Consider the following 3,240-nt stretch of genomic DNA (forward strand, 5'->3'; position numbering starts at 1 on the left):
CGCCGGCCACCCGTGGGCCCGCCCCGGCGCGCTGCGCGCCTTCCGCCGCTACGACAGCCGGGGCCACATCATCGGCGGCCGCATGGTGGAACTGCCCGAGGCCGCCGAAGCGGCCTTCGACCGGGCATTCACGGAGGCGTTCGCTGACCCGGAGACCGCGACGGTCCACGTGCGGGCGGTGGAATACGGCTGCTACCACTTCCGCGTGGACCGCCCGTGACGGGCCTGGACACGGGCCGTCTCCTCGCCGGCTTCGACCTGACGCGTTCGTGCCGCTGAAGTCGGTTGTCAGTGGCCCCGCCTAAGGTGCGGACAGGTGGATCACTGACGGACAGCAGGGGGACGGGCGCGTGAGCGGCGGGATTCAATGGCTGGTCGATCTGGAGAACTGGATGTCCAGCGTGGTGTTCGCACGGGGAATATCCGCCCAGGAGCTCGCGCTGCGCATGGGCGCCGAACCGGACGGGGCGACCGAGCCGATCACCGACGCCCAGGTGTGGGAGCTGGACATGGAGATCTACCGGCCGGGCGCCGACGGGGACGGTGTCGTGCGGGTCGGCGAGTACGTGGGCTGGTCCTTCGCCCTGAAGTACGGGGACTCGACCGGAGCGGACCTGCTGGCCGAGATCTCCGGCAACGGAGTCGAGGTCGTCCGCTATGTGCCGATCCAGGAGCACCCGCCGGCCACCGTCGACTACGCCCTCGACGGCGTGGTCCTGTGCGGCTTCGGACTGGCCGAGGAGAACCAGCGCTTCGGCGAGGAGCCCGATCTGCTGACCGCCGACCTCATCGCCGGACAGGTACTGGGCCCCGACGGGGAGACGCTCCTCGCTCCCAGGCATAACGATCGCCACGCGTACGAGGACTACAGGGTCACCTACCGGCGCACGTTGGGCGTCGTCGAGCGGCGCTTCGGGTTGTCCCTTCCGCCCGCCTGCCTGGAGGAAGGACGCCTGCCGGCGTACGCGGTCCGCGGGACCCCGAACATGAGGATCTGACCGCGCCGGCACGGTGGCGGGAGCCTTGGTCAGTAGTCGAGTTCGATGTAGTCGATGTCGGTGAACTCGACCGACAAGCCCTGGGCGCGACGGCCGCCGTCCTTGAAGTAGATCTCCTGGAGGCCCTCCGCGGCGATCGCGCGGAGTTGGTCCTCCGCCGCGCCCAGGGAGCGGGCCTCGAAGAGGCGGGCCGCGTACGGGGGCGGGAGATGTTGGGTGATGCGGCGGATGCGGCCGTCGTCCGACGTGCCGGGGGCCGCCGTGAAGCCGAAGCGGGCGCGGGTCTCGATCACCACGCCCGTGGAGCTCGCGGCCTTCTGGCGGGCGCGTTGCCTCACCCTCGGCTGCCAGTCCTTCCGTACCTCGTCGGCGAGGCGCGCCGCGAGATCGGCGCGCGGGCGCTTCAGCTGACCCTTCACGTAACGCTCCACCGTGCGCTGCGAGATGCCCAGCCGCCGGGCGACCGCGCGGGTCGAGCCGCCCTCCTTCCGTACGAGGAACCTCATCCGCGCCTGCGCGGAGGCCGGGATCGGGCGCGTGAAGGTGTTGGCCTCCGCCTTGTCGAGACTGTCACCCAGGATGCCCATCAGGTGTTACTCCCCGTCGATCGCGGCGTCGGTGCCTTTGATGTGCCGCGCGGGGTTGTGGCCCGCGTCGAGCATCCGTACCGCCCACATCAGATCCTGGGTGCCCTCGTGCTTGACCATGCCGGGGCTGACGCCGAGCCGGAATCCGCCGGGCAGTGGCTTGCCCTCCGGGGTGTACGGCAGGAAGTCCAGGGGTGAGGGGCCGTCGGACAGGTAGACGGCGCAGTCGGAGAGGACCGCGACCGGGAAGAGCCCAGTGGCCGCCAGCTTGAGCATCTTGCGGTGCATGTTGACGCGGGCGGCGGAGATGACGGCGGCGCGGATGTCGGGCCGCCAGGTGGGGCGTTCGAGGGACGGCCAGCGCTCGCCGAAGGTGTACGCCGTGCCCTGCGGGCGCTCCCGCAGCTTGCCGATCCCGCCCTTGACCGTGGACTTGACGGCCGTCAGCACGGCGGTCTGCGCCGGGTCGGCGCTCCTGTGGTGTTCCATCGCGGTGAGGAAGTCCTGTTCGGACATGCCGGTGACCACGCCGAGCCGCTCCATGGTGGCCAGGTAGGCGTCCCGCAGCCGGGTGTACCAGGCGTCGAGGTAGGCCCCGTTCGCCGGCCGGACGTACGCCTCCACGGGTCGTACCGGATGGCCCAGCTCCGCCGCGTACGCGACGGTCGGGGTCGCGTACCAGGCGGGGCCGGACGGCCGGGTCCCCTGCGGGGTGAAGGGGGACGGCAGGCGCGGGTCGATCCCGATCCCGGAGAGGTCGACCAGCCAGGAGCCGGGCAGCTTCTTGTCGAAGGCCGGGTTCGTCACGTGGACCGCCGGGCCCGTACCGACCACCAGCCGGTTCGCGGCGGCGGCGAAGGCCATGTTGACGTCGATGCCGACCGCGTACGGCTTCTCGCACTCCTCGTCGGTCAGCAGCTCGGGGTCACGGATCCAGTCGTACGCCTCCTCGTCCAGCACCTCGTCAGGGGTTCTCTGGTGGGTACGGGGGTACAGCGCGGCGGCCACGGGGTGTTCGTCGGGGGCCTCGGGGGGCGCCGGGTCGACAGCGGCGGTGAGCGAGCCGGGCACCGGCCCTGACACCCAGGCGCCGGTCTCGTCCTGCACCGCCCTGGTCGGGGGCCGCAGCGCGGTCATCAGCTCCAGGCCGGAGACGGCGGTGGAGCCGCGGGGCGTGAGGACCAACGTGGCGTAGGAGCCGAGCACATGGGCGAGGTCGGGGGGGGAGAGTTCACCGGCGTGGCCCCAGGCCCGTTGGTCGAGCGCGCCCCAGGGCACCACCGCGAGCTGCACACACTGCCGGCGGCCGTCCTGCGCGGGCCGGTAGATCCGTGCCCACGGGCCGAAGCCGCGCTTCGTCAACTGCCACTTGGCGCGGGCGAGTCGCTTGAGGACCGGGTGGCCGTCGGGCAGGCGCAGGGCGCGCCGGTCGGCCAACTCGGCGGGCAGGCCGAGGCGTTCCGCGGCTCCCTCGGTGAGCACGATCAGCGGGTCGGCGTCCTTGCCGTTGCGGTGCAGGCGGGGGGCGCCGAGCCTGGCCTCCGCGAGGGTCCAGGTGACGAGGGACACCACGTCGTCGGCCGGGCAGTCCAGGACGGTGCCGGCGGCGCAGTACGCGTTCCCGTCGCCGTCCAGCACCGCGAGGGGGCCGTTGG

At 72.1% G+C, this 3,240-nt stretch carries 4 protein-coding genes; 2 read left to right on the plus strand and 2 right to left on the minus strand.

The genetic code is table 11. The features are described 5' to 3' along the window. Both GT042_RS17835 and GT042_RS17840 read left to right on the plus strand, forming a co-directional pair. Positions 1–220, plus strand: a 220-nt coding sequence (locus GT042_RS17835) for a DUF1203 domain-containing protein (RefSeq protein ID WP_161309706.1), incomplete at its 5' end; no start/stop codon positions are given. A 130-nt stretch (positions 221–350) separates the two neighbouring features. After that, a complete protein-coding gene (locus GT042_RS17840; RefSeq protein ID WP_345943817.1) occupies positions 351–998 on the plus strand; it encodes a hypothetical protein in 648 nt (215 codons plus the stop codon). Positions 999–1,027: 29 nt separating this feature from the next. Here GT042_RS17840 and GT042_RS17845 read toward each other — a convergent pair whose 3' ends face one another. Together GT042_RS17845 and GT042_RS17850 are read right to left on the minus strand one after the other, a co-directional pair. Continuing rightward, positions 1,028–1,585 (minus strand): helix-turn-helix transcriptional regulator, encoded by a 558-nt coding sequence (locus tag GT042_RS17845; protein WP_161309707.1) that lies wholly within the window; start codon positions 1,583–1,585, stop codon positions 1,028–1,030. A 6-nt stretch (positions 1,586–1,591) separates the two neighbouring features. After that, on the minus strand, positions 1,592–3,240 hold a 1,649-nt coding region (locus tag GT042_RS17850), incomplete at its 5' end, for a transcriptional regulator (protein ID WP_237530897.1).

Source organism: Streptomyces sp. SID3212 (assembly GCF_009865405.1).
In the GTDB taxonomy this organism is placed as follows: domain Bacteria; phylum Actinomycetota; class Actinomycetes; order Streptomycetales; family Streptomycetaceae; genus Streptomyces.

What these genes read in the sequence shown, in the direction of transcription:
- GT042_RS17845 (WP_161309707.1), bottom strand. Translation starts at nt 1,585, where the DNA reads ATGGGCATCCTGGGTGACAGTCTCGACAAGGCGGAGGCCAACACCTTC.